This is a genomic window from Methylorubrum podarium (genome assembly GCF_022179745.1).
Classification (GTDB): domain Bacteria; phylum Pseudomonadota; class Alphaproteobacteria; order Rhizobiales; family Beijerinckiaceae; genus Methylobacterium; species Methylobacterium podarium.
On sequence record NZ_BPRD01000251.1, the window covers coordinates 1 to 3610 of the forward strand.

Consider the following 3610-nt stretch of genomic DNA (forward strand, 5'->3'; position numbering starts at 1 on the left):
TGTCCCCTTCTCGGTTCGGCCTCGCGAACCGAGAAGGGGACATTCGAGATTCCGGCGCTCTTGCGCGTCGAATCGACGGTGAGCGTGGTCGTCCGAACGATCTTGACGTTCTGGTTCGCGAACCGAAGGATCTCGTTCATGTCGGCCGGACTGAAGCCGGGAAACCCGGGCGCCGTGACATTCCCCATGAACGGGTTGTCGATGTAGTGCCGGTAGGGCTCGAAATACGGATCCGGATCGGTGGCGGACCTGAAGTCGTAATCCGGGGTCGCGACGTCCTCGAACCGGCCCGAGGGTAGCCCGCTCACGGGCGGGATCGGCGGCATCCCGTCGTGCACCGCCGACTTGCCGAGGGCCAGGACCGAATTCCCGTGCGGGATCGAGGCAAGCCGGGCGACGTCGAGTTCGACCTCCGAGACCTTGTCGCCCTTGATCTGATCGTCCTTGGACCGACGGTTCTTCTCGTAGAGCCACAGGCCGGGCTCGTGGTGGATCGGCAGTCCGACCGGGCCGGCCAGACCGCCGCTGCTGGGCCGATCCTCCGCGGCGACCTGCGCGATCTTCTGCTGATAATCGAGCGTGACGACGAACTGGTCGAAGTCCGGCTGGCTCGGCCTTGAGAGCCCTCGGTTGGGAACGTCGTCATCGACGAACGTGAATCGAAGCTCCTCGTCGTACTGGTTCATCAGCACGCGGAATTTGAAGCCGGCCGGCGGCGGCGGAGCCTTGTGAAACGGCAGGGCGATCATGTTCCAGCCCGTGCCTTGCGCGGTCCACACGCCGAGCAACTGTTCGAGGGGGCCGAGTTCCTGAGGAGGGGCCGCACCCCGGGTGGTCAGCCTGCGGGTGCGGAGGGGCTGCGGGGTGACGACTTCGGAAAACTTGCGGGTCCTGCGGTCGGGGTTGTTGCCGGCAGTCATGGCGCCTGTCCTCCAATGAGGGGGGCACCTTTGCAGATGACGACGGCGTTGACCTGCGCGCGAAAGTGGTAATCGGAGGATGATTTCGGATCAGAAGATGTCGCAGAGCAACTGGGCAGTATTCGCCGGCTGCAAGCGTCCGTCCGGTGTTGCCGTCGCGGTGTCCAGGGCGGTCGGCGCGCCGAGGAACGGCGCGGGAGACACGATGCACGCGCGACGATCCTCCCGTTGGACCGGCGCCAGAGGGATCGATCGTTCCGGCACGGTTCGAGGCCGGGTCATCGTGCGGCGTCTCGGCCTGAAAGGCGATGCACCGCGACACCCGCGCCGGTCAGGGTCCGACCCTCAGTCCCGCCCCAGCATGGTCCGGCCGATGGCGAAGACGCGCCCGTCGCCGAGCAGGTAGGCGGTGAACCCCTTGGGGAAGAGCGGCTCGAAGGCGGCGTCGCGCACATTGAGCCCGCCCGTGTAGGCGCCGAAGGCCGGCATGACGAGGCGGTGTCCGTCGCTGACGAAGCAGCGGCGGCGCACCGAGCGGCCGCGCATGGTGACCTTGCCGCAGGGATGGAGGTGGCCGGCGATTTCGCCCGCCGCAGCCCCGGCCAGCGGCTCGTGGCGCAGGGTCAGGCCGCCGAGGGAAACCGTCTCGCAGTAGCGCCCGCCGACGCCCTCGCTCACCGCCGCGTCGTGGTTGCCGGCAATCCAGACCCAGTCGCGGCCTTCCTGAAGCGCGGCGATCATCGCCCGGTCGCCGGGCTCCATCCGCTCGGGGCCGCGGGCGTCGTGGAAGGAATCGCCGAGCGCGACGAGGCAGGCCGGATCGAGCCGCTGGATCACCTCGTGCAGGCAGGCCAGGGTCTCGCGGGTGTCGTAGGGCGGCAGGAACTGGCCGGAGCGGGCGGCGAAGGACGAGCCTTTCTCCAAGTGGAGGTCCGACACCACCAGGGTTCGGTGCTCGGGCAGCCACAGCGCGCCGGTCCTGTCGAGGCTGAGCGCCTCGCCAGCGAGCGCAAGGTCGGTGCCCTTCACGGTCTTCTCGAGTCTCTGGCCCAGTGCCAAGGTCGCATCCTCAAATCGCGCGGAGGAGGCGGCACACCCCGTCAGCCGAGCGCTTCCTGAAGAAGCTCGGCTTCGGCCTCGGCCAGGATCTCGTCGGCCCCCTCCCCGTAGACCCGTTCGCGCCCGATTTCGAGCATGACGGAGACGGAGAGCGGCGAGACGCGGTCGAGCGCCCTGTGGGTGATTCGCCCCCGGATGCGCTTCAGCATCATGCCGAGGCGGGTCACGTCGAGGAGTCCGGTTGCCGCATCCTGCCGCGCGGCGCGCAGGAGCAGGTGGTCGGGCTGGTGGCGGCGCAGCACGTCGTAGATCAGGTCGGTCGAGATGGTGACCTGCCGGCCGGTCTTCTTCTGCCCCGGAAAGCGCCGCTCGATCAGCCCGGCGATCACCGCGCATTGGCGGAAGGTGCGCTTCATCATCGCGGATTCGTCGAGCCACGCCTCCAGGTCGTCGCCGAGCATGTCCTCGTCGAACAGGGCCTCCATGAAGCCGGGCGAGAGCGCGGCGCGCTCGCTCACGTCCTTCGTGCACCAGATGGCGATGCCGTAATCGTTGGCGGCGAACCCGAGCGGGCGCAGCCGGGCGCGCTCCAGGCGGCGGGTGAGCAGCATGCCGAGCGTCTGGTGGGCGAGCCGCCCCTCGAACGGGAACGCCGTGAGGTAGTGGCGCCCCGCGCGCGAAAAGGTCTCGACCAGGAGGTCGCGCTCGCCGGGCAGGGCCGAGTGCCGGCGCTGCTGCGCGAGATAGTCCGAGAGCTGGCGCGGCAGCCGGTCCCACTCGAACGGGTCGGCGATGATCGCCCGCACCCGCGCGGCGAGGAAGGTCGAGAGCGGGAATTTCGCGCCGGCGTAGGAGGGGATGGCCGGATCGGTGCCGGCACCGGCCCGCGTCACGAGGCACTCGTCCTCGGCGAGCCCCTCGAAGCGCAAGACCTCCCCCGCGAACAGGAAGGTGTCGCCGACCGTGAGCGTCTCGGCGAAATCCTCCTCGATCTCGCCCAGCGTCCGGCCGCCCTTCGGCAGCACGGTGCCGGGCTTGGAGCGCAGGCTGCGGGCCATCCGCACCTTGATGTGGGTCGACTCGATGATGGTGCCGATGTTCATCCGGTATTGCTGCGCCACCCGCGCGTCGCGCACCCGCCACCGGCCGTCGGCGCCGCGCAGGATCTTGGCGAAGCGCTCGTAGGCGCGGAGCGCATAGCCGCCGGTGGCGACGTAATCGACCACCGCCTCGAAATCCTCCCACGACAGCGTCGCGTAGGGCGCGGCCGAGACGATCTCCTCGTAGAGTTCGAGCGGATCGAAGGCGTCGGCGCAGGCCATGCCGAGGACGTGCTGGGCCAGCACGTCGGGGGCGCCGAGGCGGGCGTCGGGGGTGTCCTGGGCCGCCTCCTCCACCGCGTCGAGGGCGGCGCGGCATTCCAGCATTTCGAAGCGGTTGCCCGGCACGAGATAGGCCTTCGAGGGCTCGTCCATGCGGTGGTTGGCCCGACCGATCCGCTGCATGATCCGGCTCGCCCCCTTCGGCGCGCCGACGTTCACCACGAGATCGACGTCGCCCCAGTCGATGCCGAGATCGAGCGTCGCGGTGCAGACGATGGCCCGCAGCTGCCCCGCCGCCATCGCCGCCTC

Annotated in this window: 3 protein-coding genes; all 3 read right to left on the reverse strand. The window is 69.4% G+C overall.

The features are described from left to right. A partial coding sequence (locus MFF42_RS13420; protein ID WP_238256178.1) for a heme-binding protein occupies positions 1 to 920 on the reverse strand: 920 nt, incomplete at its 3' end. Between the two features lie 345 nt (positions 921 to 1265). Next, positions 1266 to 1979 (reverse strand): ligase-associated DNA damage response endonuclease PdeM, encoded by a 714-nt coding sequence (gene pdeM, locus MFF42_RS13425; RefSeq protein WP_238256179.1) that lies wholly within the window; start codon positions 1977 to 1979, stop codon positions 1266 to 1268. A 41-nt stretch (positions 1980 to 2020) separates the two neighbouring features. Next, positions 2021 to 3610 (reverse strand): helicase-related protein (locus MFF42_RS13430; protein WP_283206875.1); only part of this gene is annotated, 1590 nt, incomplete at its 5' end.